Source organism: Saccharopolyspora sp. CA-218241, from assembly GCF_050954615.1.
Taxonomy (GTDB): Bacteria; Actinomycetota; Actinomycetes; order Mycobacteriales; family Pseudonocardiaceae; genus Saccharopolyspora; species Saccharopolyspora cebuensis.
Window position 1 is genome coordinate 80,629 of sequence record NZ_CP191860.1, and the last position, 26,162, is coordinate 106,790.

A 26,162-nucleotide genomic window follows, 5' to 3' on the forward strand; every position below is an offset into this window, starting at 1 on the left:
GCGCCTCCGGCAGGCCGGGGGCGCCCCTCAGCGGTCACTCGCCCAGGTGGGTGGGCGGGAGGTGGTTGAGCTGCTGGGTGAGCAGGTCGTCGAAGACCTGCCTCGCCTGCGCGTCCTGGTCGGCGGAGACGTCGACGATGACCGCCCACTGGTGGCCGACGTAGGCGGTGCGGAAGGTGTTGCCCGTGGTCACCACCGGCACGCCCTGGTACGACAGGTCGTCCACCTCGGACAGCCCGGTCTGGCGGTCCATGTAGTTCTCGACCACGTCGAGCGCGGCCTGCTCGTCCGGCATCTGGAACGCCAGCAGCGTGACCCGCGGCGCGGGCGCGTTCGGGTCGCTGCCGTTGAACCAGCCGTCGACCAGGCCGGCCTGCAACGCGGGCTCCAGCACCTCGGGGATCAGCAGACCGCCCTTGGCGCCTTGCAGCGCGGGCACGTCGAGCGGGCCGCTCCAGGTGTGCGGCGGTCCCGGTGCGGGGATCAGCGCCTCGGCCGAACCGGGCGGGGCCGGCTCGGCCGCCGGGGGAGCCGGCAGTTCGGGCGTCGGCGGCGGCGGAGGTGCCTGCTGGGTCTGCTGCGCCTGCGGATCGGGTTCCTCCCCGCCGCTGGTGAAGTAGAAGACGCCAGCGACGACGAGCACCACGACCAGCACGGCGCCGATCGAGACGCCGACCCACAGGCCCTTCTTGGACTTGCCCGCGGACTCGAAGACCTCCGGGCCCTGCCGCATCCAGGCGGGCTCGGTGCCGCGGTCCTGCGGGGGCGGCGGCGGGGGCATGTCTGTTCCGCCCCACGGCGTGTTCGTGCTGCCGCTCTCGTTGCCCCAGCTCGACTGCTGCGGTCCCCAGGCCGCCTGCTGCCCCCAGCCCTGCTGGCCGACGTTGACCACCTGGGTGCTCTCGGAGTTCGGGTTCGGCACCACCTGGGTGCTGTTGTCCTGCTGGGCGGCCTGCGCCGCCTCGCCCCAGCTGAACGCGGGCGGGAACGGGTTCTGCTGCGGCACACCGCCGGAGTTCGGCCCCTGCTGCGGGAAGCCGCCGGAGTTCGGGCCCTGCTGCGGGAAGCCACCGGAGGACGGTCCGTTCTGGGCCCGCCCGAGCACCGCGTCCCGCCGCTGGCGGTACTCTTCAGCTGAGATCCGCCCCGCCGCGAGCTCGGCGTCGAGGTTCTGCAGCTCGTCTTGCCAGGTCACCGATGCGCCCTTTCCCGTTCGCGCGAAACGCCCCCACATGCGATCGATCGCCATTCTGCACGGTGCCGAGGTTCGCGGGTGCACCGGCCGGATAACGATCGGAGCAGGTGGCTGGTCGGGTGCGTCCGACTGGCGGCAATGACCGCCCAAACCCGTTCGTGGGAGATACGCTACCCGGCGTCGTGCAGGTCGTGGGGGCCTTTTTTAGCTGATGGGGTGATCTGAGTGGGTGACGCTCGGGTCGTTCACACCAACCCTGAGTCGTTCGCCCAGCCGCACCACGGCTTCGCCTGGATCCGGATGATCGGTGCGCTGCTGGTCATCTACGGGCACTGCTCGCCGCTGGTCGGCTCCGGGGAGCTGTTCCCGCCGGAGTGGCCGGTGCAGCCGGACGAAGGCGTGCTCATGGGGTTCTTCGCCATGAGCGGCTTCCAGATCACCGAGAGCTGGATGCGCGATCCGCACCCGCTGCGCTTCGCCGTCAAGCGGGTGCTGCGGTTGTGGCCGCCGATGCTCACCGTGTCGATCGGGATGGCGCTGATCGTCGGGCCGCTGATCACCACGCTGTCGCTCGGCGACTACTTCGGCTCCCGGGACACCTGGGGCTATGTGATCAACAACGCGGGACTGCTCACCCTGGAGCACGAACTCCCCGGCGTGTTCACCGACAACCCGTGGCCGGACGCGGTGAACGGCTCGCTGTGGACCCTGCCGATGGAGCTGCTGGCCTACGCCGGCCTCTACGCCCTGCTGCTGATCGGCGCGGCCAAGCACCGCTTCCGCTGGATCTCGGTGGCGGCGCTGGTCGCGCTGGTGATCTGGGACCGGCACCTGGAGCACCAGCCGGAACCGGAGTCGGCGGGCTCGCTGCTGGCGGTCCCGGTGGAGTCGCTGGTGGCGTTCCTGGTGGCCTTCGCGCTGGGCGTGGTGCTCAACCTCTACCGGATCCCGCTGTCGCCGACCGCGATGGTCGCCGGGATCGCGGTGGTGGCGTTGATGCCCAACAGCGTCGCGGCGTCCTTCCTGATGACGTTCGTGGTGGGCTACGCGGTCATCGTCGTCGGGCACTTCTGGCCCGCCCGGCTGACCGTGCCGGGGCTGTGGGTCAACGGCAGCTATGGCGTCTACGTGTGGGGCTTCCCGGTGCAGCAGCTGCTCGCCATGGCCGGGGTCGCCAACCAGTACCTGATGCTGGTGTGCGCGATGCCGATCGCCTACGTGCTGGGCACGTTGTCGTGGAAGTTCGTCGAGGAGCCGACGATGCAGCTCCGGCACTACATCGCCCCGCAGCGCTCGCCGCGGCACGATCCGGTCGGCCCGAAGGACGACGAGGACGACCTCGACGAGGACGACTACGACTACGACGACTACGACGACCGCGACGACTACGGGGAGGAGCCGGAGGAGGACGTGCGCCCCGAGCCGCCGACGCACCGCCGTCCGCAGCCGGGGCGCCCCGGACCGCCGCCCGCTCCGGCCCGCCCGGGGCCGCCGCGCCCGCCTGCGACCCCGCCGCCGGGCCTGCCGAACCCCGGTACCCCGGCGGGCGGCCTGCCCGCGCCCGGCCGGGGCGGCCCGCCCCGGCACGGTGCGCGGCCACCCGGCACTCCCGCACCGGGCACTCCCGCACCGGGCACTCCCGCACCGGGCATCCCCGCGCCGGGCGCTCCAGGCCCGGGCGCCGCGTCGAACGGCGGTCGAGCTCCGGGCCCTCCGCTGAACGGCACTCGGACTCCCGGCCCGCCGGTGAACGGCGCTCCCGCCCCAGGCACCCCCGCGAACGGCTTGCCCGTTCCGGGACCGCCCGCGCAGGCCCGGCGTCCGGCCGCCCGCCCGCCCGCGGGACGTCCGGCGGCGCCCCGGCCGGGGCCGTGGCGCGCGCCCGACGAGGCGTCGCTGTCCGGGGACCTCGCGCCGCCGCCTCCCGAGCGCCCGGCGGCGCCGCCGCGCCCACCGGGGAGCAGGCACGGTCGTGCGCCGGAGCCCGCCGAGGAGGCGACCCGGCCCAGCTTCCGGGACCCGCGTTCGGACCGGATCGACCGGCGCTGACCGCGTACCCTGGAGGCATGGCACTCTTCGGTGACAAGTCCCGGATGATCGACGCGGACGAGGCGCTGCCCGGGCGTTCGACCGCGCTGGCGGTGGATCCGCAGCACGCGGTGTTCCCGGATCGCCGGATCGTGCCCCCGTTCCCGGAGGGAACGTCCGTCGCGGTGCTCGGGATGGGCTGCTTCTGGGGCGCGGAGCGGATCTTCTGGCGGACCGAGGGCGTGTGGACCACGGCGGTGGGCTACGCGGGCGGTCACACGCCGAACCCGACCTACCAGGAGGTGTGCTCCGGCCGCACCGGGCACGCCGAGGTGGTGCTCGTCGTGTTCGACCCGGAGGTGATCAGCTACCCGCAGGTCCTCCAGCTCTTCTGGGAGAACCACGACCCGACGCAGGGGATGCGGCAGGGCAACGACCTCGGCACCCAGTACCGCTCGGCGATCTACTACACCGACGACCGGCAGCGGGTCCAGGCCGAGAACAGCCGGGACCGCTACCAGGAGGCGCTGCGCACCGCGCACCTCGGCGACATCACGACCGAGATCGCGCCGCTGGGCGAGTTCTACTACGCCGAGACCTACCACCAGCAGTACCTCTCGGACGCGAAGAACCCGAACGGCTACTGCGGCATCGCGGGCACCGGCGTCGCCTGCCCGGTCGGCACCGGCGTCTCCACCTGACCCGATCGGGTCCACCCGAACCTGGGTGAGGGGCACCTTCATCCGACATAGCCGGACAAGGGTGCCCCTCACTCACTTCTCGAACGGGTGCGGGGCGACGGCGAGCGGGGTGCGAGGTCGGGCCGGTCGCGGTTGCGGGGTGGTCGGGGCGGTCCCACGCTGCGGGCATGGACGACCACATCTACCGGGTGACGAACGTCGTCGGTTCCTCCCGCGAGGGGATCGACGACGCGATCCGCAAGGGCATCGAACGCGCGTCGCGGACGCTGCGCGAAGTGGAGTGGTTCGAGGTCGACTCGATCCGGGGCCACGTGGCGGACGGGCAGGTCGGGCACTTCCAGGTCGGCCTGAAGATCGGCTTCCGCCTGGACGAATGAGCCGCGAACGGCGAAGGGCCCCGTCCGCGGACGGGGCCCTTCGCCAGTGCGAGCGGATGACGGGATTCGAACCCGCGACCCTCACCTTGGCAAGGTGATGCGCTACCAGCTGCGCTACATCCGCACCGCCGTTGTCGGCGTGATGGGAATACTCTAACCCATCCGGACAAGCCCCTCGAAGGGGGGTCGGTCAGCCCACCGCACGGGTGGGGGTGAGCCGCAGCAGCACCCGGTCCTCGCCGCGCATCGCCTCGCGGTAGGCGTCCCAGTCCTCGTGCTCGCCGGAGATCGAGCGGTAGTAGTCCTCCAGCAGCGGCAGCGCCTCGGGCTGGTCGACGACCTCCGCGTCGCAGTCGACCTGGATCCACCGCCCGAAGAACGCCTCGGGCAGCACGCACACCCAGGCGCGCGGGTGCCTGCGCAGGTTGCGCACCTTCGCCGCGCCCGCCGTGGTGCTCACCGCGAGCACGCCCGGGCCGCCGGTGGTGATCAGCACCGGTGAGAGCTGCGGTTCGCCGTTGGCGCGCAGCGTGCCGAGCACGGCGCGGTGCTGCTCGGCGACGATCCGGTGGGATTCGTCGAGGTCCACGGCCGCTCCCTTCGTCGGGGACGGTTCCACGGTAGGCGCGCGGCGGGCTTGGCGCGGGCGGCGGCATGATCGACAATGGGCTCACTTTCACCCATCGGGCCCATGCCGCACGCGGTACCGTTGCAGCACGCTCGGTGACCGGAGGTCGGCCCGGCGGGACGAGATCCGATGCGACCAGCCCGGGTGGGCGGGGAGGCGACGATGAACCGGGGTGTCCGGGGCTCCGACGGCCGCGTGTGGAACATCAAGGCGAACCTGGAGTGGTCGAACCCGATCACCGGCGATGACTTCGAGCACGAGGTCAGCGGCGGTTCGGCCCCCGCGATCCTGATGGGCGGCGCGCTGCTGTTCCTGGTGGTGCTGTTCGTGCTGTGGACGCCGCCCGCGGTGTACGTGCCGATCTGGCTGGTCCTGGCGCTGATCGCGGCGGCGGCCTTCTTCCCGGTCCGCTGGCTGGTGCGGCGCCCGTGGACGATCACCGCGTCCACGCCCGGCGACGCCGACGACAACCCGCCGGAAACCTGGGTCGGCGTGGTGCGCGGCTTCCTCAACGTCCGCCAGGAGGTCGCGCAGGTGGCCCGGCACATCGAGCTCTACGCCGAGCCGGACATGAACGGGGAGCTGCAGCCCACCGAGTAGCGCGACCGCCGGGCCGCGCTGGGGCACACTGGGGGAGTGCCGGAACTCCCCGAGGTCGAAGCGCTGGCCCAGCACCTGCGCGAGCACGCCGTGGGCCGGGCGGTGACGCGCGTCGACGTGGTGTCGATGAGCGTGCTCAAGACCTTCCAGCCGCCGATCACCGAACTCACCGGCCGGGAGGTCACCGGGGCGACCCGCTGGGGGAAGTTCCTGGACCTCGACTGCGACGGCGCGCACCTGGTGTTCCACCTCGCCCGCGCCGGGTGGCTGCGCTGGTCCGACGCGCTCCCGGCCGCGCCGCCGAAGCCGGGGCGGGGGCCGATCGCGCTGCGGGTGCACCTCGGCGGCCCCGGGTTCGACCTGACCGAGGCGGGCACCCAGAAGAAGCTCGCCGCCTGGGTGGTGCACCGCCCCGCCGAGGTGGAGCGGCTGGGGCGGCTCGGTCCGGACGCGCTGGGCCTGGAGCTCGACGAGCTGGCGGCGATCCTGTCCGGCCGCACCGAGCGGTTGAAGAACCTGCTCACCGACCAGTCGGCCATCGCCGGCATCGGCAACGCCTACTCCGACGAGATCCTGCACGCGGCGAAGCTGTCCCCGTTCGCCACGCCCGCCAAGCTGGACCGGGCGGCGGTGGAGCGGCTGCACGGCGCGCTGCGGGAGATCCTGCAGGACGCGTTGCGGCGCTCGTTGGAGCAGGACGCGGCCCGGCTCAAGGCCGAGAAGCGCTCCGGGATGCGGGTGCACGCCCGCACCGGCCTGCCGTGCCCGGTGTGCGGCGACGCGGTGCGCGAGGTGTCCTACGCCGACCGCTCGATGCAGTACTGCCCCACCTGCCAGACCGGCGGCAAGCCGCTCGCGGACCGGCGGATGTCGCGGCTGCTGAAGTGAAGGACCGCTGCCACGAGGTGCGCGCGAGCTCGCCAGGCTCGGCGTTGCTCCGGACGGTGATACCGGGTTCCGCTGACCAGAACACGGGTGACCGCTCACCGATGGAATGGCGACACCCAGCGTAGTCGCCTTGATTCCGGGCGTGCCGACCACGAAGATTGGGACCGTGCCGGAGCTGTTGACGGAGCGCACGGTGCTGACCTCGCTCGCCGCGCTCGCCGTGCTCGGAATGTTCGTCATGCTGTGCCGCGCCAGACGGGTGTCCACCTCGGTGGAGGACGCCACGTTGTCGGCGCTGCAACGCGTGACCCGCGCCGCCCCCCACCTGCGGGACGGCCTGACCCAGGAGTCCGCCGACCGGGCGGCGCCCCACCTGCGGGAACTCGGCGCCTGCGTGGCGGTCGGGTTGATCGACGCCGAGGGCACGCTGCTGAGCTGGGACGGCGAGGCCAACCACCACTACGCGGACCTGCGGACCAGGATCGAGGCGGTGCTGCGCACCGGCAAGCGGGAGTTCCTCGACCACGGCCAACTGCTGTGCCCGCACCGGCCGTGCCCGATGCGCCACGCCATCGTGGTACCTCTGGAGGTTGAGGGCGAGACGGTCGGCGCGCTGGCGCTGATCGCCAACTTCGACCGCAAGCGGCTGCTGCGCGCCTCCGCGGCGGTGGCCGACTTCGTGTCCACCCAGCTCGAACTCGCCGAGCTCCAGGAGTCCAAGGAGCGGCTGGCCCAGGCCGAGGTGCGGGCGCTGCGGGCGCAGATCTCGCCGCACTTCATCTACAACGCGTTGAACACGATCAGCTCGCTGATCCGCACCGACCCGGACCACGCGCGCGACCTGCTCCAGGAGTTCGCCGACTTCACCCGCTACTCGTTCCGCACCAACGGGCTCTACACGACGCTGGCCGACGAGATCCGCAACGTCGACCGGTACCTGATCCTGGAACGCGCCCGGTTCGGCCCGGACCGGCTCAAGGTGCAGCTCAAGATCGCCCCCGAGGTGCTGCCCGTGGTGATGCCGTTCCTGGCGCTGCAACCGCTGGTGGAGAACGCGGTCCGGCACGGGCTGGCCAACAAGCCCGGCGGCGGCACCCTCACCGTGGTCGCCGAGGACAACGGGGCGGAGGCGCTGATCAGCGTCGACGACGACGGCATCGGGATGGACCCGGACCGGCTCGACGCCGAGCTCGCCGACGCCCACCTCACCGGCGCGCACGTCGGCCTGGGCAACATCAACAGCCGGATGCGGGCCACCTTCGGCAACGAGTACCGGCTGGTCGTGGAGACCAACGAGGGCGCCGGGATGAAGGTCATCATGCGGGTGCCGAAGTACGCGCCCGGGGTGCGCCCGCTGGCCGCGCACGAGTTCGACGACCCGGGCCTCGACCTCGCGGCCGGAGCGCCTGCCAGCCGGTAACGTCGGGGCATGACCGACAAGGCTCCGCAGAAGTTCACCGACGCGCTCAGCGAGAAGCTGTCCGCCAAGCTCCCCGGCAAGCTCGCCGAGCGGACCGAGCGCGGTCCGGTCGTCGCCGTCGTCAAGCTGCACGGCGTCATCACGCCCAACCCGACCCCGGTGAACCGCCAGTCGATCTCGTTGCAGAACGTCGACTCCGCGCTGGGCCGCGCGTTCAGCCACGAGCGGCTGAGCGCGGTGGCGCTGGCGATCAACTCGCCCGGCGGGTCGGCCACCCAGTCCGCGCTGGTCGCCGAGCGGGTCCGGGGCCTGGCCGAGGAGAAGAAGGTCCCGGTGCTCGCCTTCTGCGAGGACGTCGCGGCCTCCGGCGGGTACTGGCTGGCCTGCGCCGGGGACGAGATCTACGCGCACCCCACCTCGATGGTCGGCTCCGTCGGCGTGATCAGCTCCAGCTTCGGCCTCACCGGCCTGCTCGACAAGCTCGGCGTGGAGCGCCGGGTCTACACCGCGGGCACCAACAAGATGCGGCTGGACCCGTTCCTCCCCGAGAAGGAGGACGACGTCCGGTGGCTGCACGGGATGCAGGAGGAGCTGCACGGACAGTTCCGCGACTGGGTCCGGCAGCGCCGCGGCGACAAGCTGGCCGGCTCCGACGACGACCTGTTCTCCGGCGAGGTGTGGACCGGGCGGAAGGCCCGCGAGCTCGGGCTCGTCGACGGCCTCGGCACCCTGCGCACCGTGGTGAAGGAGAAGTTCCCGGACGCCCACCTGCTCACCGTCGAACCGCGCAAGCCGCTGCTGGCCCGCCTCGGCGTGGCGAACTCGGTGCGCGGACCGGAATCGCTGCTGGCCGCGTTCCAGGCGCTGGAGCACAAGGCCCACTGGAGCCGCTTCGGCCTGTGACCTCCCCGGCGACCGCGCGCGCCGGATTTCCCGAGTGAGGGGCACCTTCATCCGACCATGCCGGATGAAGGTGCCCCTCACTCATCTCTCGAACGGGTGGCGCGGGTTCGTGCTTTCGGGGACGGAACCACCCGGGAGATGGCACGGCACTGCTCTTTTCGGGCGATCATGGGTGTCTTTCCGTTGGGGAACGGGGAAAGTGGGCCCCTGGTGTCCGGCCGCGCCGGGTTAACCACTAGCGTGGAACCGCGCATGAGTGACTCAGCTCACTCTCCGGCCCGACGTGGTGCCAGAGTGATCCAACGGGGTGGGAACGGGGCATCCGAGCATGGCAGGGATGGACGTTGCGGTGACCGCACAGGGGAGTTCGCGAGGGCTGGTCGTCCTGGCCGTGGACGACGAGACGGCCGGGCTGGACGAGATGGAGTTCCTGCTCGGCAGCAACCCCCGGGTCACCAAGGTGCTGACGGCGTTCGACGCCGCCGAGGCGCTGCGCGAGCTGCGCACCGAGGAACCGGGTCCGGAGCAGGACGCCCCGGTGGTGGACGCGGTGTTCGCCGACGTCTCGATGCCCGGGCTCAGCGGGATGGAACTGGCCAGGGTGCTGACCGCCTTCAAGCACCCGCCCGCGCTGGTGTTCATCACCGGGCACGAGGAGAACGCGCTGGAGGCCTTCGAGGTCGGCGCGCTCGACTACATCATGAAACCGGCCAACGCCGAGCGGGTGGACCGCGCGCTGCGCACCATCGAGCGCCGCAAGGCCCAGGCCGGGGTCAAGCGCGCCCTGGAGGCCGCCCCGGCGCAGGCCCCGGACGAGGAGGAGGTCATCCCGGTGGAGCTGGGCGGCACCACCAAGCTCGTCCCGCGGTCGTCGGTGCGCTGGGTGGAGGCGCAGGGCGACTACGCCCGACTGCACACCACCGACGGCTCGCACCTGGTGCGGATTCCCTTGGCGCAGCTGGAGGAACGCTGGTCCGACGCCGGTTTCCTGCGGATCCACCGGTCCTACCTGGTGGCGCTGCCGCTGGTGACCGAGCTGCGGATGTCGTCCTCGGGCTACTCGGTGGTGCTCGGCGGCGGGCCGCAGCGCGAACTGCCGGTCAGCCGCAGGCACACCCGCGAGCTCAAGGACCGCCTGGTGCGGGCGCCCCGGCAGGGCTGGGAGCAGCAGAATTGAGCCCGGAGCACGGTTTCGAGCTGCGCAACCGCAACGGCGAACCGGCCCGGCCGCGCCGCAGGCGGGTGGTGCTCGCCGATCGCAGGCGCACCCGCCAGGTGGCCCGCACGATGTCCGAGCTGGAGGAGCAGACCAGCGTCGGCGAGGTGCTGGTGCAGCACCTGGTGCGGGTCCAGCTGCGCAGCGCGCTGCTGCTCGGCGGAGCGGTCGCGCTGGTGCTGCTGGCGCTGCCCACCGCGTTCTACTTCTTCCCGGCGTTCGGCACCTACGAGGTCTTCGGCATCCGGCTGGCCTGGCTGCTGCTCGGGGTGCTCGCCTACCCGGCCCTGGTCGTCGCCGGCTACCTGTGCACCCGGACGGCGGAGCGGCACGAGCGCGATTTCGTCCACATGGTCGAGCAATGACCGCCGCGACGCGGTTGGGATGATCGGGTCGGCCCGCTGGGCCCGACGGTGACGGCTGGCAACGAGGGCGGTGCGATGGATCCGAACGCCTGGTCGCTCGTGGGAGTCGCGCTGATCGTCGTCGCGACCTTCGCGATCGGCATCTGGGGTTCCCGGTCGGCGCGCACCACCTCGGACTTCTCCACCGCGCGGCAGATGGTCCCGGCCGAGCGCAACGCGGCGGCCATCTCCGGCGAGTACCTGTCGGCGGCCTCGTTCCTCGGCGTGGCCGGGCTGGTGCTCAAGGACGGCGCCGACGCGCTGTGGTACCCGATCGGCTTCGCCGCGGGCTACTTGGCGCTGATGCTGTTCGTCGCCGCGCCGATGCGCCGCTCCGGCGTGTTCACGCTGCCCGACTTCGCCGAGGCGCGGCTGGATTCGCGCCCGCTGCGCTCGCTGTGCACCGCGCTGGTGCTGGTGATCGGCTGGTTCTACCTGGTGCCGCAGCTCCAGGGCGCCGGCCTGACGCTCTCGGCGATCCTGCCGATGCCGTACTGGGTCGCGCTGCTGGTGGTCGCGGTGATCACGCTGACCAGCGTGGTCTCCGGCGCGATGCGGGCGGTGACCCTGGTCCAGGCCTTCCAGTACTGGGTGAAGCTGTTCGCCATCACGCTGCCCGCCTTCGCGCTGTTCGTGGTGTTCCTGTCCACCGGCGGACCGCGCGCGCAGGCGCTGGACCGGCCGCTGCCGCCGGTGTTCCCGGAGGACACCTCGGTGCACGTGCACACCGACGTCCGGTTGCAGGTCACCGCGCCGGTGTGGCTGGCCGACGGGCCGGACGCGCTGTACCTGCGGCCGGGGGAGTACTCGGTGCCGACGGGCTCGGTGCTGCACTTCCCGGAGGGCGCCGCCGTGCCGGTGGTGGTCGGCGGCGAGACGAACAACGCCGACTGGCTGCGCCCGCAGCACGGCGGACCCACCGGGCTGATCGAGACCTACTCGGTGCTGATCGCGACGTTCCTGGGCACGATGGGCCTGCCGCACGTGCTGGCCCGCTTCTACACCAACCCCAGCGGGCAGGGCGCCCGGCGCACCACGCTGTACGTGCTGGCGATGCTCGGCGCGTTCTACCTGTTCCCCACGATCTTCGGGCTGCTGTCCCGGTTGTACGTGCCGCAGCTCCTGGTCACCGGGGACACCGACGCCGCCGTGCTGATGCTGCCGCACGCGATGCTCGGCAACTGGGTCGGCGGCCTGCTGGGCGCGGTCACCGCGGCCGGTGCGTTCGCGGCGTTCCTGGCCACCTCCTCGGGGCTGATCATGAGCGTCGCGGGCGTGCTGTCCACCGACGTGCTGCGCGGGCGCATCCGCGACTTCCGGTGGGTCGCGGTGCTGGCCTGCGTGCCGCCGGTGGTGCTGGCGTTCCCGGGGCTGGAGCAGGACGTCGCCCGCAGCGTGGGGATGGCGTTCGCGATGGCGGCCTCGACGTTCAGCCCGCTGCTGGTGCTGGGCATCTGGTGGCGCGGGCTGACCGCGGTGGGCGCGGCGGCCGGGATGACCGTCGGCGGCGTGCTGGTCGCGCTGGCCATGGTCGTCAACCGGGTGTTCGGCCCGACCGGCACCTGGTACGCGACCCTGATCGAGCAGCCCGCGCTGCTCACCGTGCCGCTCGCCTTCGCGGTGACGGTCGTGGTCAGCCGGGCCACCCCCCACCGGGTGCCGCCCGGGGTCGGGCGGGAGATGCTCCGGATGCACGCGCCCGACCGGCTGGGCTTCGTCCGCGACCAGACCCGCCGCCCGGGCGAGGACACGGTGCCGCCCACCGGTGGCCGGCACCAGCGCCGCCTGGAATGACGCGAAAGACCCGAACCGCGAATTCCGTGCGCGAATTTCCTCCGAATGCAATCCGCTGAACGGCCCAATGCTGCTTCGAAAAGGGCATTTCGGTGATCTCAATGGGTCAGGACTTCTTCATTCGATCGTTAGCCGCACTGCTCCCAACGGGCCTTCACAGCTCCCGCGCGACTCCGTAGTTTTTCGCCTTGATCAACGAACGACGAGGTCGCAGGCGGTAGCGCGCCGGGCCATGCACGCGGGGGAGGACGCCGTGAGCAGCACGGGCCAGAGCGGGTCCGAATCGGAAATCGACGCGGAAGCCTGGGCGGACGCGCAGCGCAGTCCTGAATTCGCCACGTTGCGAAGGCGGTTGCGCGCCTTCGTCTTCCCGGTATCCGGCCTATTCCTCGCCTGGTACCTGGTGTACGTGCTCCTCGCGGACTACGCGCACGGATTCATGAGCATCAGGCTGGTCGGAAACATCAACGTCGGCCTCGTCCTGGGCCTGCTCCAGTTCGTCTCCACCTTCGCCATCACCACCCTCTACGTCCGCTACGCCAACCGGCAGCTCGACCCGGTGTCCGAGGAGATCCGGGACCGCGTGGAAGGAGCGGCGCAGTGAACCTCGCGCTGACCGCGCTGGCGCAGAACCAGACCGCGGACAACCGCTGGCTCAACATCGGCATCTTCGCCGTGTTCGTCGCGGTCACGATGGTGATCGTGCTGCGGGCCAGCAAGAACACCAAGACCGCCTCCGACTACTACGCGGCGGGCCGGGCGTTCACCGGACCGCAGAACGGCATCGCCATCGCGGGCGACTACCTGTCGGCGGCGTCGTTCCTCGGCATCGCCGGGGCGATCGCCGTCTACGGCTACGACGGGTTCCTGTACTCGATCGGCTTCCTGGTCGCCTGGCTGGTGGCGCTGCTGCTGGTCGCCGAGCTGCTGCGCAACACCGGCCGCTACACGATGGCCGACGTGCTCAGCTTCCGGATGCGGGAGCGCCCGGTGCGCACCGCCGCCTCGCTGTCCACGCTCGCGGTGACGTTCTTCTACCTGCTGGCGCAGATGGCCGGGGCCGGCGGGCTGATCGCGCTGCTGCTGGGCATCACCCACCCCGGCGGGCAGGCCGCGGTGATCGCCGTCGTCGGTGCGCTGATGATCCTGTACGTGCTGGTCGGCGGCATGAAGGGCACCACGTGGGTGCAGATCATCAAGGCCGCGCTGCTCATCGCGGGCGCGTTCGTGATGACCGTCTGGGTGCTGGCGCTGCACGGCTTCAACCTCTCCGGGCTGCTCGGGGCGGCGGTGCAGACCGCGGGACCGGGCGGTGAGGCGCTGCTCAACCCCGGCGCGCAGTACGGGGAGAGCCCGGCGACCCAGCTCGACTTCGTGTCGCTGGGCATCGCCCTGGTGCTGGGCACGGCGGGTCTGCCGCACGTGCTGATGCGCTTCTACACCGTCCCGACCGCCAAGGAGGCCCGCCGCTCGGTGGTCTGGGCGATCTGGCTGATCGGGTTGTTCTACCTGTTCACGCTGGTGCTCGGCTACGGTGCCGGGGCGCTGGTCGGGCCGGACGCCATCCAGGACGCCCCGGGCGGGGTGAACTCGGCGGCGCCGCTGCTGGCCCTCGAACTCGGCGGTCCGCTGCTGCTCGGCTTCATCTCGGCGGTGGCGTTCGCGACGATCCTCGCGGTGGTCGCGGGCCTGACCATCACCGCCTCGGCGTCCTTCGCGCACGACATCTACGCCAACGTGATCAAGAAGGGCGCGGTCGACGACAAGAACCAGGAGGTGCGGGTCGCCCGGATCACCGCGGTCGTCATCGGCGTGGTCTCGATCCTCGGCGGCATCGCGGCCAACGGGCAGAACGTGGCGTTCCTGGTGGCGCTGGCGTTCGCGGTGGCGGCCTCGGCGAACCTGCCGACGCTGCTGTACTCGCTGTTCTGGAAGCGGTTCAACACCACCGGCGCGCTGTGGAGCATCTACGGCGGGCTCGCGGTGACGATCGTGCTCATCGTGTTCTCCCCGGCGGTGTCCGGCAACGAGTCCGCGATGTTCCCGGGGATCGACATCGCCTGGTTCCCGCTGAAGAACCCGGGCCTGGTCTCGATCCCGCTGTCGTTCCTGCTCGGCTACCTCGGCACGGTGCTGAGCAAGGAGCCGTTCAACAAGGAGAAGTACGCCGAGATGGAGGTCCGCTCGCTGACCGGCGCCGGTGCGGAGAAGGCCAACCCGCACTGAACCCGCGCCGACGGCCGGGACCGGGGTCCGCCCCGGTCCCGGCCGTCCGCGTCCGGCGGTCGCGCGGTGCGGTGCCGCGGAGCGCTTTCGCCGGTGGGCGGCCGCGGGTTCGGCGCGGCGGGTCCGGCGATCAGGCGGCGGTTGGCTGCCCGGCGATGAGCGGGATCGACAGCTCCCAGACCTCGGTGTCGTCCAGGCTGGCCGGTGAGCGGTCGAGCAGCACCTGCAGGCGCGGTTCGGACAGCCGCACGAAGCCGCAGAACCGCGACCGGCCTTCCTCGACGACCGCGAGGTGCCCCCACTCGCCTTCATCCGACCACCGCAGAATGGCACGTCGAGACACGAGATTCCTTCTTCCCATCGGAGCGATTTCGAACCCGCGAACCGTAGGCAGTAGTAAGTCCCTCCGGTTGTGCGACATTCCGTCAAGTCATACGAACGAGTGGCTGACACCCACCCGAACGTTTGACCGAGTGATCGCTGCGGCCGAGCGGGCGGGCCGGGTGATGAGCGCCCCGCAGGAACCTCCCGAACGGGGGTCGCGCGGACGTGGGGCAGTCCTCACACCCGCACCACGCCGCGCGTGGCAGCATCGGGGACGTGACTACTCCGGTTCCCCCTGATCAGATCCCCGGCGTCCAGCCCGAAGACCTGCCCGCGGACCTCCCCGAAGGCAGCGCCCTGCTCGACGTCCGCGAAGACGACGAGTGGCGCGCCGGGCACGCCGCCGAGGCGGTGCACCTCCCGATGAGCGAGCTGCCGCAGCGGCTCGACGAGATCCCGGAGGCCGACCGGCTCTACGTGGTGTGCCGCTCCGGCGGCCGGTCGGCGCGGGTCACCGCCTACCTCAACGCCAACGGCTGGGACGCGGTCAACGTCGAGCGCGGGATGAACGGCTGGGCGGCCACCGGCAGGCCGCTGGTGTCCGACGGCCCCGGCGAGCCCTGCGTGCTGTGACCCGCCGACCGCCGCGGACCCGGGTGGAGTGGGTGGCCACGCCGCCCGGCGACCCGCGTCCCGTCCGCCGCCCGGCCCGGCGCCCGCGCTACACCGGTCCGCCGTCGTACCCGGCGGTCCCCCGGTGGGGCTTCCCGCTGCTGGCCTGGCGCTGGCCGCTGGCGCTGCCGCTGCGCCCGCAGGCCGACGCCACGGTCCGCGCGGAGTCCTCCGGCGCCACCGCCGTGACCGCGCTGTGGATCACCACCGGGGTCGCCGGGCTCGCGGCGGTCGCCGAGGTGTGGCGCTACCTGCTGCTGCTGCGCAGCCGCGACGAGGCGCTGTCCCGGGTGGTGCTGACGATCTCCGACGCCCTGGTCGGCACCACCGGCCTGCTCACCTGGCTGCTCGGCGCGGTGAGCGCGGTGATCGTGCTGGTGTGGGCGCTGCGCACCCGCGTGGCGGCCAACGAGCGGGCCGGCGTCACCAGCGCCCGCCCGGACTGGCAGGTGGTCGTCGGCACCCTGGTGCCCGGCCTGAACCTCGTCGTGCCCGGAGCGGCGCTGGCCGAGCTGGAGCACACCGTGCTGGTCGGCGAGGGCGCCCGCGCCCCCGGCACCCGGCCGTCCCCGTCGCTGCTGGTCCGGTTCTGGTGGGCGGCGTGGACGACGACCCTGCTGCTCGGCTGGCTGTCGTTCGCCTGGGCGTTCCGCACCAGCGTGCAGGCGATGGCCGACGGGGTGCTGCTGCACGCGGTCAACAACGCGGCGGTCGTGGTCCTCGCGCTGCTCACCCTCCGGCTGATCAAGGAGATCACCGCGCTGGTCGCCCCGGTCGACCCCACCGAGCTCCGCCGCCTCCGCGTCCTCGACGTCCACGGCGCCCCGCGCCCCACCAAGGCCCCCCGACCCCAGGACACCCCCCGCTGACCACCCGCCGAGGTTTCCGGGGAAGTGCCCCTTCGTCCGGCATGGTCGGATGAAGGGGCCTCTCACTCAGGTATCGAACGGGTGAGGGTGAGGTGAGCTGGTGGACGAGCGGGTTCCGCATAATGGCGGCGTGTCGACGCGGAGCCTCGAAGTCGTGGCGCACCGGGGGGCGTCGGCGGAGCGCGCCGAGCACACCCGGGGCGCCTACGAGCTGGCCCTGGAGCAGGGCGCCGACGGGCTGGAGTGCGACGTCCGGGTGACCCTCGACGGGCACCTGGTGTGCGTGCACGACCGCCGCATCGATCGCACCTCCGACGGTCGCGGGGTGGTGAGCCGCCGCACCGCGGAGTCGATGGCGGCGCTGGACTTCACCGGCTGGTTCCGCTCCTCGGCCGGGCTGGCGCCGCCGACGGGCCCGGAGGGCGTGCTGCGGCTGGAGGAGCTGCTCGGCCTGGTCCGCGACCACGGGCGCGCGGTGCGGCTGTTCATCGAGACCAAGCACCCGGTGCGCTACCGGGGACTGGTGGAGCGCGAGCTGGCGCGGCTGCTGCGCCGGTACGGCCTGGCCGCGCCGCCGGTCCGGGACGAGTCGGCGGTGCTGATGATGTCGTTCTCGGCCCCGGCGGTGCGCCGGTTCCGGGCCGAAGCCCCCGGGGTGCCGACCGTGCTGCTGTTCGAGCAGGCGCGCGGGGCGCTGCGCCGGGGCGTGCTGCCGCCGTGGGCCGATCTCGCCGGTCCGGGCATCCGGGTGGTGCGCCGCGATCCCGGGCTGGTGTCGCGGATCGCCGCGCACGGCCGGGACACCTACTGCTGGACGGTGGATGATCCGCGCGACGTGGCGCTGTGCCGCGACGCCGGAGTCCGGTTCGTGGCCACCGACGCGCCCGCCGCCACCCGCTCCCACCTGTCCGGTTCCTGACCGGGTTTCGGTAGCGTCGGCGCTCCAGCAGCGCCGACGACGAGGAGACTTCCGTGGCCAAGCGAACTGCCCCCACCCGCGAGGACGGCGGGATCGGTCGGCGCCAGCCCTGCCCGTGCGGTTCCGGCAAGCGCTACAAGGCTTGCCACGGTGCCGCGGGAGGGGCGGCCGACGTCATCGTGACCCGGCCGTTCGAAGGCCTGGCGGCGGAGACGGAGCTCGTCGCGCTGCGGGAGTTCGTGCCGTCCGGCACCGCGCCGCTGCCGCTGCGCGACGGCGGGTCCCTCACCCTGGCCACGGTGCTGCCGATGGCCGCGGCGGCGCTGCGCCGCAACGACGACCGCGCGTTCGTCGGGCTCCAGGTGCAGACCAAGTCCGGTGACATCAGCCGCGACCTGGCGCGCGCCGTGGAGTGGGTGCGCACCGCCGAGACCGGCGCGTCGCTGCCGGTGGTCGGGCCGGAGACCGGCGGGGGCGAGCTGGTCCGGTTGCAGGACCTCGTGGATCCGGAGGCCGAGCTCGACGTCGAGGTGCACGAGGACTTCTCCTGGTGGATGCCCGACGACGTGGAGCCCACCGGCGACGTCGCGCTGTCGCTGGAGCGCGCCAACGCCGCGATCATGCCCACCTCCCGGCTGCGGGCCGAGGGCGTGACCTCGGCGTACTGGGTGGACGCCGGGGAGAAGGCGCACCTGCGCTGGGTGCGGCCGGAGCCGGAGGAGAAGCTGGTCGCGGCGCTGGCCCGGTTGAGCGCGCGGGGCGAGCTGGCGCTGGACGAGGACAGCCGGTACGCGGGTTCGTTCCGGGCGCACGGCCTGCTGGTGCCGGTGTGGGACCTGGACCGCGAGAAGCACGCCCGCGAGTGGGACGAACCGGCCGCCGCGCTCGGCCGCCGGCTGGACGAGGCGCTGGCCTCGCTGGAGTCGGAGCCGCTGGACGCCGCCGAGCGCCGGGCCCGCGACGGCCTCCGGGGCCGCCAGGTCACCATCCGCTGATCGAGCGAGCACCGGCCCGCAGGCGGGACAGGCCCTGACTGGTGAGGGGCACCTTCATCCGACTATGCCGGATGAAGGTGCCCCTCACCTGTGCGCGCACCACCCGTCCGGGTGCCGGTGGCGGTCGCGGTGACCGCCCGTGGTCCACTGGTGGCGGACGATCAACTGGAGACCACGTTGCCCTGAACGGGTGGTATCCGGGTTCGCGGGCAACGGTGGGGACCGCGCTGACGTGCTCGGGTACGGCCGGTGGATGCGGAGGGGGTGGTGCGGATGACCGCGCAGCTTCCCGCTGCGCCCGCCGTTCCCGAGGCGACGGGCGCGTGGCGCGAGGGGGCGCGTCGAGGGGACATGGCGTCGGCGGAAGACGACTTCGCGGAATTCGTCCGGGTGGCCTTGCCCGGGCTGATGCGCTACGGCCACGCGCTGACCGGGAACCCGCACGACGCGGCTGACCTGGTCCAGACCGTGCTGGAGAAGGTGGGCGCGCGGTGGTCGAAGATCAACCGCAGCTGCGCCGACCCGATGGCGTACGTGCGCAAGGCGATGGCCAACACCCACGTCAGCCGCTGGCGGCGGACCCGGCGGGAGACGCTGCTCGCCGACTTCCCGGACATGCCCGCCGCATCCCGCCACGACCGGCTGGAGGACGAGCCGGTGTGGGCGGCGCTGCGGGCGCTGCCGCCGCGGCAGCGCGCGGTGGTGGTGCTGCGGTACTACGAGGGCCTGTCCGAGGCCGAGATCGCCGAGAGCCTCGGGATCAGCGCCGGGACGGTCAAGAGCCAGGCCAGCAAGGCGCTGGCGGCACTGCGCAAGCGGCTCGGGCCGTTGGCGGAGGGAGGTGACGTGTGATGGACCTGGAGGACGAGCTCCGTCGCGTCCTGTCCGACGACGAGCGGCTCGACGTCCCGGTGCGGACCGGGGTCGAGTGGTCGCTGGTCGAGCGCGCACGTCGCCGCAGGCGGCGCCACCACGTCGCGGCGCTGACCGGGGGCGCGGTCGCCGCCGCGGCCCTGTTCGGCGGCGGCATCGCGCTGGTCGCGATGCCCGACCCGCCGGATTACCTGCGGCCCGCGGTGCCGCACCCGGTGGTCACCTCCACGTCGGAGTCCGAACCGAAGACGACCCGGCCGCCGGTCGAGGAGCCGCCCCCGTTCGTCCCCGAGCCGCCGGACTGGGAGCCGCCCCGGCACACGCCGGTCACCACGACCACGGAGCCGGTGGTGCTGAGCGAGACGACCAGCGCCCCGCCGCCGACGTCCTCCTCGGTCCCGGAGTCGAGCGGCCAGGACGTCCCGTCGTCCCAGGACCAGCCGCCGACCACGCAGCCCAGCCAGCGCGACGACAAGCCCGCCGGCTGAGCGCTCAGAGCGCGCCGCCCGCGGCGGGCGGTGCGGTGGCGTCCTCGCCCGCGTCGCCGACCGACTCCCGGTACAGGTAGTTCTCCACGTCGAACAGGTTGCCGTTGGAGCGGTCGACCACGTTGAGCAGGGTCGACATCTGGGAGACCTCCTCGACCTGCTCCTTGAGGAACCACTGCACGAACTGCTCGCCGAGGTAGTCGTTCTCCTCGCGCGCGGTGCGGGCGAGGGCCTCGATCTCCCGGGTCACCTCCCGCTCCTGCTCCAGGGCGAGCGCGACCAGCTCGCGGGTGTCGCCGAAGTCGTTGCGGACCTGCTCGATCCCCGGGATGCGCGGGCTGACGTCGCGGTCCATCAGGTACTGGACGATCATCATCGCGTGGTTGCGCTCCTCCAGCGACTGCGCGTAGAAGTGCTTCGCCAGCCGGGGGAGGTCGTTGTTGTCGAACCACACCGCGAGCGCGATGTACTGCTGCGACGCGGCGAACTCGTTGGCCACCTGCTCCTGGAGGAGGCGGTGGAAACCGGATTCGTGCTGCTCGATCTTCTTCGCGCTGAATGCCATGCCCCCAAGCTACTCTGGAATGAGTCCAGTTTCATCCCAGGGCAACCTAAGAAGAATGCGGTGACCCTCATTTCGGAAAAGGAAGGCTCACCTCACCAAGGCAAACCGAACCTCACCGAGCCGACCCCCCACCCCCGTACCACAACCGCAGGTCAGAGCCGTGATCGCCACTCTGGAGTTCCCATTCCCCGGCGCGCCCAGGAATGATCTTCGCGAATGCGCTTCGCGGAATGAGGTCCCCGTCACGGAACGCGCCGCGGAAAAAGATAACGCCATTCCGGTGCTCGCGCGCGGCGTGTCCCGCGCTTCCGCCGGAACCGCACCGACCCCGACCGAACCGCGCACCGCTGCTCGATCGGGTGAACAACCGTAGGTGAGGGGCCCCCTTGCCCAAGTTAGGGGTCTTTTCAGAATGCGGCGGAGCCGCATGCGGTGCGGCCGTCAACCGGCAGCGCGGCCCGTGCTCGGACGTGACCGCTCAGCGGTCTTCTCGCGAGGACAGCGCCGACGCCGGGTACGTCGTTGGTACATCAGGAGGCGATCGGCGCAGCGAGGGGACCGCTGAGGTTCCGCCACCCGCACCGCCACGCAGATCATTGGCGAAAGCGGTCCTTACTGGGACAAGGGTGCCCCTCACTCCATCCCCTTCCGGGAGGTGGTTCAGAGGGCGTCGCGGTGGGTCGGGCAGGACATGCAGCGCGGCCCGCCCCGGCCGGTGCCCAGCTCGGAGCCGTCGATCCGCAGCACCTCGATCCCGGCCTCCTCCAGGCGGGCGTTGGTCTCCACGTTGCGCTCGTAGGCCACCACGACGCCCGGCGCCACCGCCAGCGTGTTGTTGCCGTCCTCCCACTGCTCCCGCTCGGCGGTCACCGGGTCCAGCCCGGTGTCGATCACCCGCAGGGCGTCGATCCCCATCGCCTCGGCGGCCGCGGTCAGGAACGGTTCCGGTCCGGCCACGTCGATCCCGCCGTCCTGCGGGCGCAGCACGTAGGCCTGCAACGAGTGCTGCACCGCCGGGTACATCACCACGGCGTCCCGGTCCACCATCGTGCAGACCGTGTCCAGGTGCATCGACGCCCGCGCCTGCGCGATCGGCACCGCGAGCACGGTGTGCGCCAGGTCGTCGGCGAACAGCGAGCGGGCGAAGGACTCCGCGCCCGCCGGGGTGGTCCGCTCGCCCACGCCGACGGCGACCACGCCCGGGTCCAGCAGCAGCACGTCACCGCCCTCGACCGGCGCCGAGTGCGCCCCGTACGCGCGGCCGGCGTGCGCGAAGCGCGGGTGGTAGGCGTAGATCAGATCGGTGAGCGCGGCCTCCCGGCGCCGCGCGGGCAGCGCCAGCGAGCCGACCGCGACCCGTTCGCCGACCCAGATCGACGAGTCCCTGGTGAACAGCAGGTTCGGCAGCGGCTCGATCGCGAAGTCGTGCGGGTGGTGCATCCGCCGCACCAGCGAACGGCCTTCGCCGGCCGGGAGCTCCTCGAAGGTCATCCCGCCGATCAGGACCTCGGCCAGCGCCGCGTCGTCCCGCCCGGCGAGGTGCGAGGACAGCGCGTCGGCGATGTCGGTGCCCACCCGCAGCTCGTCGACCGCGGCCAGCACCGCCGCCGCGCGCGCCCGCTCGTCGGCCAGCGCCTCGGCCAGCAGGTCCCGCAGCAGCAGCACCTCCACGCCCCGCCCGCGCAGCACCTCGGCGAAGGCGTCGTGCTCCCGCTGCGCCCGGTCCACCCACGGGATCGCGTCGAACAGCAGCTGATCGCTGTTGCGCGGGGTGAGGCGCTTGAGCTCGGTGCCCGGCCGGTGCAGCACCACCGTGCGCAGCGGGCCTACTTCGCTTCGGACCTGCGGTTCGCTCACACCGCGCAGCCTAGCCGCCGACGCCCGCCATCACCCGTCCGTGACGGGTTCCCGACCGGGATCAGGGCCCGACCGGGGATCAGGGCAGCCAGCCGACCCTGCCGCGCAGCGCCGCGTACCCGACGAAGGCGACCACGTCGATCAGGGCGTGCCCGACGACCAGCGGCCACAGCCGGTTGGTGCGCTGCCACACCCGCCCGTACACCAGGCCCATCACGACGTTGCCGAGGAATCCGCCGAAGCCCTGGTACAGGTGGTAGCCGCCGCGCAGCACCGCGGCGAACCACAGCGACCGGTTCTCCGACCAGCCGAGCTGGCGCAGCCGCGTGATGAGGTAGGCGACGACGAGCACCTCCTCGGCGAAGGAGTTGCCGAACGCCGACAGCACCAGCACCGGCGCCCGCCACCACGCTTCGTCCAACGTGGACGGCTGCACGGTGAGGCTCAGCCCGAGCGAGTGCGCGGTCAGGTAGAAGGCGAGCCCGGGGACGCCGATCAGCGCGGCGAGCCCGGCGCCGCCCGCCGCGTCGCGCCACGGCCGCGACCGGTCCAACCCGATCCGCCACAGCGCCATCCCGCCGCGCCACAGCAGCAGCGCGCCGAGCGCGCCCCACGCGCACAGCCGCAGCACGTTGGTGAGCTGCTGGAGCAGGTCGAGCATCCCGAGGTCGGCGCGCGAGACGTTGATCGCGGCGTTCTGGGCGGCCAGCGGTTCGGGCCGCAGCAGCGCGTCGATCAGCGACAGCAGGCTCTGCACCGCGGAGAGCCCGAGGGTCACGGTGAACACCACGAGCAGCTCGATGACGATCGCGCGGCGCTCGGCCGGGTCCACCACCGAGGGCGGTTCCGGGGGACGCGCCGGGACGAGCCAACTGCGCAAGGTGCCGCTCACGCGCGCCGAGACTACCCGTACCGGGAAATCCGGTGAGGATCCCGGCACAACGCGGCGGCCGGGCTGGGCGTCGACACCAGTGGTGGCGGTGATGAGGAGCGGTGTGGACGGATTGCGGGTGTTGTTGTGGGGCGGGGCCGACGCCGACCACGCGGTGCGGGCGATGACCGCGCTGCGCCCGTTCCAGGTCCTCGACGGGCCGTTGGGCGCGGCCGACCTGGTGGGGCTGCGCGACGGCGTGCTGGTGGAGCTGCGCGGCGTGGGTCCGGCCGGGCTCGCGGTGCGGTTCCTCGACGCGGAAGCGGCGGGGCGCGCGTGGATCGCCGCGCACTCGTTCCTGTGGGTGATCACGCGGTGGGGCCGGGTGGAGGAGGCCGTGCTGTTCGGCGGCGGCGCGGAACCGCTGCGGTTCAGCGACGGGCGGTTCCGCCCGATGCCCCGGCCCCGCTGAACCCCGCACCCGCTGCCCCGCGCTCCTCCCGGATCAGCCGCCGCAGCGATGTCGGCCCGCGCTCAACCGCCGGTGCACGACGTGGGGAACCCCGATGGCACCGCGGCCTTCCTGCCGACGCGGTCACGGCGGGGCCGCTGCTCGACGACCACGGGCGCGGCCGGTAGTTCGCCGCCGGGGCCGAGCCGGCCCTCGGCGGCGGGTCTACCAGGGCTTGACCTTCTCCAGTTCCTCGTGGATCAGGCGCAGGAACCGGCGCACCCGGTCCTCGTCGTACGGCGGCTCCAGGGCGGCGGTCACCGGGTCCGGCTGGGCCAGGGCCTGCTCGATGGCTCTCGAGTACGCCGCCGGTCCGCGCGGGAAGTACTCGCCGCGAAGGATGGTCCGCACCAGGTTGGCGGCGTCCTCCCGCTCGAGTCCGGGAGCGCTGAAAAGCGTGTAGACGAGCGCGTTGATCTCGCCCGGGTGCTCGATCGTCATGGCATCACATCCTCGTCCTTGCCACCTACTTGAACAGGTTGTGCTTCGGGTTGTTCATCTGGATGTTCCCCGAGTAGTCGTAGATCGGGGGATTGATGCCGTGCCGGTTGAACTCGGTGTTGAGGTTCTTCATGTGGTCGATCTGGGGCTGGTAGTGCCCGCTGGTCGCCGTGGCGAAGTTGACCTTGCCGTTGGTCACCGACATCTCTCCCGCTGAGGCGACGGGGTTGCCGTTGCCGAGCGTCGAATGGTGGAAGTTCCCCGATGCCTGGTACTTCGAGGCGTAGATGTTGCCGTTGCCGTCCATGGTGAAGATGGCCCGGCCGTCCCGGTGGACGGAGGTCCCGTCCTTGGTGTCGAAGGGCTTGCCGTCATTGGCCGAGCGCATGGTGCCCTTCTTGTCGAGGTACACCCGGTGCGCTTCGAGCTCGGACGGGGTGAGCCGTCGCACCGATTGCCCCGGGAAGAGGCTGTTGTTCGGGCTCGTCTCGTCCTTGTACTTGTCCAGCATGGGACGCTGGTTCGGGTACCGGGGGGAGCCGTTCGGGGTCGATGGGGGGTTCGGCGGCGGGGGTGCCTTGCTTTCCTTGCCGCGGCCGGTGCTCTTGCGGAGCCATTCCTTGATGTGGTTGAACAGGCCGGCGTTGCCGCCTCCGCCGCGCTTACCCATTGAGCACGGCGTTGATCGCGACGTCGATGGCCTGGTCGATCAGCAACCCGGTGATCTCCTTGAAGATCGGGATCTGCGCCAGCGACGCGCCGAACGTCGGCACGGCGGTGGCGATGGCCTGGGCGATCTGGACCGCCAGCACGACCAGCTGGGCGATCACCGCGACCTTGAGCGCGATCAGCGCGCCGGCGCAGACGTGCAAGCCGGCGCTCACCATGGCCGCCGCTTCGGCGCCGTCGTCGAGGTTCTTCTTCGGTGCCTCGTCACCGTCCCAGAAGGACCGGAAGGCTTCGATCGCCTTGTCCTGGTTCTGCTTCCACACCTCTTCGGCGTGCTGGTGCGCTTCGTCGATCCGGGGGCGCAGCGCGTCGCCGAAGGACGACCACTCGCCGGCCATGTCGAAGATCTTGCCCTCGTCGCCCTCGGGCCAGGTGAAGCCGAGCGTGTTGAGCAGCCCGCTGAGCTCGGACGGCAGCACCATCCCGGTGGTCATCGGCCCATCCCGCCCATCAGCTCGCCGAACATGTCGCTGTTGGCCCGGTCGACCTCGGCGTAGTCCTCGGCCATCGCGACGACCTCGCCACCGGTCTCCCCGACGCGGGTGATGTTGTCCTCGAAGGATTCCATCGCGGCCTCGCGGATCACGTCGTAGACCGACTGCATCAGGGACCCGATCTCATCTTCCCCGAACGGGTTGCCGAACCCCTCCAATGTGGACTGGAACCGGCTGAGCTCGTCCCGGAGCTGCTCCGAGCTCTCGGACATGCCTTCTCCGGAACGGGTCACCGAAGCGACCGTGAATTGGATTCCGTCGGACAATGGTGCTCCCTGTCAAGGTGGGCCGATGCTGCGCATGATCGCGGTCAGATTCGCGGTGTACCCGCGCAGGTGCTCGATGCTGTGCTCGCCCAGCGCCGCCGCTTGGTCGGACAGCCGCTGCAAGGATTCGGCGTCCACGTCGTCGGCCGACGGCATGGCCTCGCGGCGCTGCGACTCCCAGTCCGCCAAAGCGGCGTTGACGGCCTCGCGCAGCGCTCCGCCCAGCTCCTCGCTCGCCATGTGCCGGGCCACCGTGGACATCGACGCGATGGACACCGTGCCGTCCGGGTCGACGGCCGCGCTGATCTCGTTGCCTTCGTCGTGGCCGGTTCCGGTGACCTGAGGTCCGCGCAAGCCGGCCAGCGAGTCCTCCGCCGCCCGCAGTGCGCCCGCGGCTCGGCCGAGCAGCGCGTCCACCCCGTCCGGCGCGGGGTTGCCATGCATCCCGGTGCGGCGGCCCACCTGGTCCACCACGTCGTCGATCGCTGAGCCGACCATCCGCATGAGCCGCCCGCTGCGCTCGTCGACCTCGCGGAGCTGCTCCCGCATGGCGCCGAGGTCGGGGAGCGGGTCGGTGGCGGACGGGGCCTTCGTCCGGGCTTGGGCGAGGGCGGAGTTCGCCGCCTCGGCGACGCGCTCCTTGATCTCGGGCACGGGGCGGCCGGGGACCGCGCGGTGGACCACCACCGTGGCCACCCGGTGGTCGCGCACGGTGATCTCGATCAGCTTGTCAGCGGACCTGCCGACGGATTCGGCTGCCGGGGCCTCGGGGCCCTCGGCCCCCGCCCGGACGGCTTCGAGCGCCCTCCTCCGCTCGGCAAGCCGTTCCGCGAACTCGTCCTGATCGGGCATGGGAGTACTTGCCTCTTCCGTTCGAGGGTCCGCAGCCGGGCGCTTGTTGATCACCG

The 26,162-nt window shown here is 72.0% G+C and carries 30 protein-coding genes and 1 tRNA gene; 19 read left to right on the forward strand and 12 right to left on the reverse strand.

Features of this window, described 5'->3' with window-relative positions; all coding sequences use genetic code 11:
• Positions 1-34: 34 nt before the first annotated feature.
• On the reverse strand, positions 35-1,195 hold the full coding sequence (locus tag ACQP0T_RS00480) for a hypothetical protein (RefSeq protein WP_433870783.1): 1,161 nt from the start codon (positions 1,193-1,195) through the stop codon (positions 35-37).
• A 225-nt stretch (positions 1,196-1,420) separates the two neighbouring features.
• Between ACQP0T_RS00480 and ACQP0T_RS00485 the strand changes: the two genes are divergently transcribed.
• From ACQP0T_RS00485 to ACQP0T_RS00495, 3 genes are all read left to right on the forward strand, one after another.
• Positions 1,421-3,244, forward strand: coding sequence for an acyltransferase family protein (locus ACQP0T_RS00485; RefSeq protein WP_433870784.1), 1,824 nt, complete (start codon positions 1,421-1,423; stop codon positions 3,242-3,244).
• Between the two features lie 17 nt (positions 3,245-3,261).
• Complete coding sequence (msrA, locus tag ACQP0T_RS00490; protein WP_433870785.1) at positions 3,262-3,924, forward strand: peptide-methionine (S)-S-oxide reductase MsrA; 663 nt, start codon at positions 3,262-3,264, stop codon at positions 3,922-3,924.
• 167 nt (positions 3,925-4,091) lie between these two features.
• Positions 4,092-4,301: a dodecin gene (locus ACQP0T_RS00495; protein WP_433870786.1), complete on the forward strand. Its 210-nt coding sequence runs from the start codon at positions 4,092-4,094 to the stop codon at positions 4,299-4,301.
• 51 nt (positions 4,302-4,352) lie between these two features.
• Here the strand turns inward: ACQP0T_RS00495 and ACQP0T_RS00500 are convergent.
• Positions 4,353-4,425 (reverse strand) — tRNA-Gly (locus tag ACQP0T_RS00500).
• Positions 4,426-4,491: 66 nt separating this feature from the next.
• Positions 4,492-4,890 (reverse strand): PPOX class F420-dependent oxidoreductase, encoded by a 399-nt coding sequence (locus tag ACQP0T_RS00505; protein WP_433870787.1) that lies wholly within the window; start codon positions 4,888-4,890, stop codon positions 4,492-4,494.
• A 201-nt stretch (positions 4,891-5,091) separates the two neighbouring features.
• Between ACQP0T_RS00505 and ACQP0T_RS00510 the strand changes: the two genes are divergently transcribed.
• The 9 genes from ACQP0T_RS00510 to ACQP0T_RS00550 all read left to right on the forward strand — a co-directional run bounded on the left by ACQP0T_RS00510 (position 5,092) and on the right by ACQP0T_RS00550 (position 14,380).
• Complete coding sequence (locus ACQP0T_RS00510) at positions 5,092-5,529, forward strand: DUF983 domain-containing protein (RefSeq protein ID WP_345359900.1); 438 nt, start codon at positions 5,092-5,094, stop codon at positions 5,527-5,529.
• 36 nt (positions 5,530-5,565) lie between these two features.
• Entirely contained in the window at positions 5,566-6,417 is an 852-nt protein-coding gene (locus ACQP0T_RS00515; RefSeq protein ID WP_433870788.1) for an Fpg/Nei family DNA glycosylase, read from the forward strand.
• A gap of 166 nt (positions 6,418-6,583) precedes the next feature.
• Positions 6,584-7,837, forward strand: a complete 1,254-nt coding sequence (locus ACQP0T_RS00520) for a GAF domain-containing sensor histidine kinase (protein WP_345359894.1) — start codon at positions 6,584-6,586, stop codon at positions 7,835-7,837.
• A 9-nt stretch (positions 7,838-7,846) separates the two neighbouring features.
• Positions 7,847-8,740 (forward strand): S49 family peptidase, encoded by an 894-nt coding sequence (locus ACQP0T_RS00525; RefSeq protein ID WP_345359891.1) that lies wholly within the window; start codon positions 7,847-7,849, stop codon positions 8,738-8,740.
• Between the two features lie 337 nt (positions 8,741-9,077).
• Positions 9,078-9,917, forward strand: a complete 840-nt coding sequence (locus tag ACQP0T_RS00530; protein ID WP_369775457.1) for a LytR/AlgR family response regulator transcription factor — start codon at positions 9,078-9,080, stop codon at positions 9,915-9,917.
• Positions 9,914-10,321 (forward strand): hypothetical protein, encoded by a 408-nt coding sequence (locus tag ACQP0T_RS00535; protein ID WP_433870789.1) that lies wholly within the window; start codon positions 9,914-9,916, stop codon positions 10,319-10,321. The genes ACQP0T_RS00530 and ACQP0T_RS00535 overlap by 4 nt, the downstream gene beginning before the upstream one ends.
• Positions 10,322-10,396: 75 nt before the next feature.
• Positions 10,397-12,154 (forward strand): cation acetate symporter, encoded by a 1,758-nt coding sequence (locus ACQP0T_RS00540; RefSeq protein ID WP_433870790.1) that lies wholly within the window; start codon positions 10,397-10,399, stop codon positions 12,152-12,154.
• Positions 12,155-12,386: 232 nt separating this feature from the next.
• Positions 12,387-12,758 (forward strand): DUF485 domain-containing protein, encoded by a 372-nt coding sequence (locus tag ACQP0T_RS00545; RefSeq protein WP_433873873.1) that lies wholly within the window; start codon positions 12,387-12,389, stop codon positions 12,756-12,758.
• 89 nt (positions 12,759-12,847) lie between these two features.
• On the forward strand, positions 12,848-14,380 hold the full coding sequence (locus ACQP0T_RS00550; protein ID WP_433873875.1) for a solute symporter family protein: 1,533 nt from the start codon (positions 12,848-12,850) through the stop codon (positions 14,378-14,380).
• Between the two features lie 130 nt (positions 14,381-14,510).
• On the opposite strand, the gene ACQP0T_RS00555 is transcribed toward ACQP0T_RS00550, so the two are convergent.
• Positions 14,511-14,723: a hypothetical protein gene (locus ACQP0T_RS00555; RefSeq protein WP_433870791.1), complete on the reverse strand. Its 213-nt coding sequence runs from the start codon at positions 14,721-14,723 to the stop codon at positions 14,511-14,513.
• A gap of 257 nt (positions 14,724-14,980) precedes the next feature.
• Here ACQP0T_RS00555 and ACQP0T_RS00560 point away from each other — a divergent pair, with 257 nt between their 5' ends.
• From ACQP0T_RS00560 to ACQP0T_RS00585, 6 genes are all read left to right on the forward strand, one after another.
• Positions 14,981-15,337, forward strand: coding sequence for a rhodanese-like domain-containing protein (locus tag ACQP0T_RS00560; protein WP_433870792.1), 357 nt, complete (start codon positions 14,981-14,983; stop codon positions 15,335-15,337).
• A gap of 32 nt (positions 15,338-15,369) precedes the next feature.
• Complete coding sequence (locus ACQP0T_RS00565; protein ID WP_433870793.1) at positions 15,370-16,245, forward strand: DUF4328 domain-containing protein; 876 nt, start codon at positions 15,370-15,372, stop codon at positions 16,243-16,245.
• A 100-nt stretch (positions 16,246-16,345) separates the two neighbouring features.
• Entirely contained in the window at positions 16,346-17,164 is an 819-nt protein-coding gene (locus ACQP0T_RS00570; protein ID WP_433870794.1) for a glycerophosphodiester phosphodiesterase, read from the forward strand.
• Positions 17,165-17,217: 53 nt separating this feature from the next.
• Entirely contained in the window at positions 17,218-18,159 is a 942-nt protein-coding gene (locus ACQP0T_RS00575; protein WP_433870795.1) for a DUF5926 family protein, read from the forward strand.
• A gap of 273 nt (positions 18,160-18,432) precedes the next feature.
• Complete coding sequence (locus tag ACQP0T_RS00580; RefSeq protein WP_345359864.1) at positions 18,433-19,011, forward strand: SigE family RNA polymerase sigma factor; 579 nt, start codon at positions 18,433-18,435, stop codon at positions 19,009-19,011.
• Positions 19,011-19,520 (forward strand): hypothetical protein, encoded by a 510-nt coding sequence (locus ACQP0T_RS00585; protein ID WP_433870796.1) that lies wholly within the window; start codon positions 19,011-19,013, stop codon positions 19,518-19,520. Before ACQP0T_RS00580 ends, ACQP0T_RS00585 begins: the two co-directional genes overlap by 1 nt.
• 4 nt (positions 19,521-19,524) lie before the next feature.
• Here ACQP0T_RS00585 and ACQP0T_RS00590 read toward each other — a convergent pair whose 3' ends face one another.
• The 3 genes from ACQP0T_RS00590 to ACQP0T_RS00600 all read right to left on the reverse strand — a co-directional run bounded on the left by ACQP0T_RS00590 (position 19,525) and on the right by ACQP0T_RS00600 (position 22,834).
• On the reverse strand, positions 19,525-20,085 hold the full coding sequence (locus ACQP0T_RS00590; protein ID WP_345359859.1) for a ferritin: 561 nt from the start codon (positions 20,083-20,085) through the stop codon (positions 19,525-19,527).
• A gap of 660 nt (positions 20,086-20,745) precedes the next feature.
• The gene (locus tag ACQP0T_RS00595) at positions 20,746-21,942 is read right to left on the reverse strand and encodes an arginine deiminase (protein ID WP_433870797.1); all 1,197 of its coding nucleotides are present in this window, start codon (positions 21,940-21,942) and stop codon (positions 20,746-20,748) included.
• A 79-nt stretch (positions 21,943-22,021) separates the two neighbouring features.
• Positions 22,022-22,834, reverse strand: coding sequence for a CPBP family intramembrane glutamic endopeptidase (locus ACQP0T_RS00600; RefSeq protein WP_433870798.1), 813 nt, complete (start codon positions 22,832-22,834; stop codon positions 22,022-22,024).
• A gap of 103 nt (positions 22,835-22,937) precedes the next feature.
• Between ACQP0T_RS00600 and ACQP0T_RS00605 the strand changes: the two genes are divergently transcribed.
• Entirely contained in the window at positions 22,938-23,285 is a 348-nt protein-coding gene (locus ACQP0T_RS00605; RefSeq protein ID WP_433870799.1) for a hypothetical protein, read from the forward strand.
• A 204-nt stretch (positions 23,286-23,489) separates the two neighbouring features.
• Here ACQP0T_RS00605 and ACQP0T_RS00610 read toward each other — a convergent pair whose 3' ends face one another.
• From ACQP0T_RS00610 to ACQP0T_RS00630, 5 genes are all read right to left on the reverse strand, one after another.
• Entirely contained in the window at positions 23,490-23,765 is a 276-nt protein-coding gene (locus ACQP0T_RS00610; protein ID WP_433870800.1) for a hypothetical protein, read from the reverse strand.
• 25 nt (positions 23,766-23,790) lie between these two features.
• The gene (locus ACQP0T_RS00615) at positions 23,791-24,276 is read right to left on the reverse strand and encodes a hypothetical protein (protein ID WP_433870801.1); all 486 of its coding nucleotides are present in this window, start codon (positions 24,274-24,276) and stop codon (positions 23,791-23,793) included.
• 151 nt (positions 24,277-24,427) lie between these two features.
• Complete coding sequence (locus ACQP0T_RS00620) at positions 24,428-24,928, reverse strand: hypothetical protein (RefSeq protein ID WP_433870802.1); 501 nt, start codon at positions 24,926-24,928, stop codon at positions 24,428-24,430.
• Positions 24,925-25,200 (reverse strand): hypothetical protein, encoded by a 276-nt coding sequence (locus ACQP0T_RS00625; RefSeq protein WP_433870803.1) that lies wholly within the window; start codon positions 25,198-25,200, stop codon positions 24,925-24,927. The genes ACQP0T_RS00620 and ACQP0T_RS00625 overlap by 4 nt, the downstream gene beginning before the upstream one ends.
• 66 nt (positions 25,201-25,266) lie before the next feature.
• Positions 25,267-26,106, reverse strand: coding sequence for a hypothetical protein (locus ACQP0T_RS00630; RefSeq protein WP_433870804.1), 840 nt, complete (start codon positions 26,104-26,106; stop codon positions 25,267-25,269).
• Positions 26,107-26,162 lie beyond the last annotated feature (56 nt).

Coding starts and splice junctions, on each gene's coding strand:
- ACQP0T_RS00495 (WP_433870786.1), top strand. CDS start 4,092: ATGGACGACCACATCTACCGGGTGACGAACGTCGTCGGTTCCTCCCGC.
- ACQP0T_RS00545 (WP_433873873.1), top strand. CDS start 12,387: ATGCACGCGGGGGAGGACGCCGTGAGCAGCACGGGCCAGAGCGGGTCC.
- ACQP0T_RS00530 (WP_369775457.1), top strand. CDS start 9,078: ATGGACGTTGCGGTGACCGCACAGGGGAGTTCGCGAGGGCTGGTCGTC.
- ACQP0T_RS00585 (WP_433870796.1), top strand. CDS start 19,011: ATGGACCTGGAGGACGAGCTCCGTCGCGTCCTGTCCGACGACGAGCGG.
- ACQP0T_RS00550 (WP_433873875.1), top strand. CDS start 12,848: ATGGTGATCGTGCTGCGGGCCAGCAAGAACACCAAGACCGCCTCCGAC.
- ACQP0T_RS00630 (WP_433870804.1), bottom strand. CDS start 26,106: ATGCCCGATCAGGACGAGTTCGCGGAACGGCTTGCCGAGCGGAGGAGG.
- ACQP0T_RS00525 (WP_345359891.1), top strand. CDS start 7,847: ATGACCGACAAGGCTCCGCAGAAGTTCACCGACGCGCTCAGCGAGAAG.
- ACQP0T_RS00590 (WP_345359859.1), bottom strand. CDS start 20,085: ATGGCATTCAGCGCGAAGAAGATCGAGCAGCACGAATCCGGTTTCCAC.
- ACQP0T_RS00510 (WP_345359900.1), top strand. CDS start 5,092: ATGAACCGGGGTGTCCGGGGCTCCGACGGCCGCGTGTGGAACATCAAG.
- ACQP0T_RS00625 (WP_433870803.1), bottom strand. CDS start 25,200: ATGTCCGAGAGCTCGGAGCAGCTCCGGGACGAGCTCAGCCGGTTCCAG.
- ACQP0T_RS00615 (WP_433870801.1), bottom strand. CDS start 24,276: ATGCTGGACAAGTACAAGGACGAGACGAGCCCGAACAACAGCCTCTTC.
- ACQP0T_RS00620 (WP_433870802.1), bottom strand. CDS start 24,928: ATGACCACCGGGATGGTGCTGCCGTCCGAGCTCAGCGGGCTGCTCAAC.
- msrA (WP_433870785.1), top strand. CDS start 3,262: ATGGCACTCTTCGGTGACAAGTCCCGGATGATCGACGCGGACGAGGCG.
- ACQP0T_RS00610 (WP_433870800.1), bottom strand. CDS start 23,765: ATGACGATCGAGCACCCGGGCGAGATCAACGCGCTCGTCTACACGCTT.
- ACQP0T_RS00580 (WP_345359864.1), top strand. CDS start 18,433: ATGACCGCGCAGCTTCCCGCTGCGCCCGCCGTTCCCGAGGCGACGGGC.
- ACQP0T_RS00540 (WP_433870790.1), top strand. CDS start 10,397: ATGGATCCGAACGCCTGGTCGCTCGTGGGAGTCGCGCTGATCGTCGTC.